At 55.1% G+C, this 1,210-nt stretch carries 1 protein-coding gene; it reads left to right on the top strand.

The features are described from left to right. The first annotated feature begins 195 nt into the window (after positions 1-195). Positions 196-1,206, top strand: coding sequence for an IS110 family RNA-guided transposase (locus tag RUGAMON1_RS32590; protein WP_445234414.1), 1,011 nt, complete (start codon positions 196-198; stop codon positions 1,204-1,206). Positions 1,207-1,210: the final 4 nt, after the last annotated feature.

Raw genomic sequence — 1,210 nt, 5'->3', positions numbered from 1 at the left:
TCGTATATTGAGCATACCGCATCTCCATCGGATAATAAGGACGTAGGTGCGGTCAGGCGGAGTGACGCTGATCAGACTTAGTGCCATAGAGCCCGTGGGTCAGATAGGTGCCTCTGCCTGTTTCATTTAATAAGTCCGAACGGTATCTTGGGCCATCGCGTCATCGCGTAAGCCTGCATACGAGGAAGGTCAAAAATGGATATGGTATACGCGGCGGTAGGTATAGATGTCAGCAAAAAGAAGTTAGACATTGCACTGCTGGTCAATGGAAAAACCAAGACCAAGGTGCTGGAAAATTCCATCGAAGGTCACCGAGCGCTACTCGACTGGCTGAGTAAATCCAAAGTGCCACCGTCGTCCTTGCATGTTTGCATGGAAGCGACCGGGGTCTATTCCGAGCCGGTGGCGCTCGCTCTGCATCAAGCCGGCCTGACGGTAAGCGTGGTGAACCCGGCCTGCATCAAAGGCTTTGGCCACAGCGAGAATATTCGAAACAAGAACGACGCGATCGACGCCGGTCTGATTGCGCGCTACTGTGCAGCAATGAAGCCTGCTCCCTGGAGTCCGCCGCCGCTAGAGCAGCGCCAGTTGCGGGCATGGTCTCAGCGCGTTCAAGCCTTGAAGGATATCCGCCAGCAGGAAGAAAACCGGTTGGAGGCATTGACCATCGGCGGAATGGACGAGGTGGTGCAGCATGTGCGCCAACATATCACCTGGCTCAGCGCTGAAATTGAGAAGCTTGAAAGTGACATCGACGATCACATAGATCGCCACCCCAGCCTGAAACACGACGCGAATTTGCTCACTACGATTCCGGGCGTAGGGATGACCACGGCGGCCAAAGTGCTGGGAAGCTTGGGTGATATCCGCCGCTTTGGCAGCGCGAAAGCCTTCGCCGCCTTCCTTGGCGTAACGCCCAAGCAACGCAGCTCCGGAAGCTCAGTGAGGGGACGCACGACGATCAGCCGAACCGGTAACACCGCATTGCGCGCTGCCCTATACATGCCTAGTCTGGTAGCGCGCCGTCATAACCCCATCCTGCATCAATTCGCCGAACGGCTTACCGCGACTGGAATGGCAAAAAAAGCCGTGATCGGGGCGGTTATGCACAAACTGGCCCACTTAATTTATGGGGTGATACACAATGACAAGCCTTTCGATCCCAATTACCTATCGAAAGGGCTTGTCATTCAAGACGGTATCTGACCCC

It is taken from the genome of Duganella rhizosphaerae (assembly GCF_040364205.1).
Taxonomy (GTDB): domain Bacteria; phylum Pseudomonadota; class Gammaproteobacteria; order Burkholderiales; family Burkholderiaceae_D; genus Rugamonas; species Rugamonas rhizosphaerae.
Note: the sequence above shows the minus strand (reverse complement) of the source record. Positions and strands in the feature narration are given on the sequence as shown.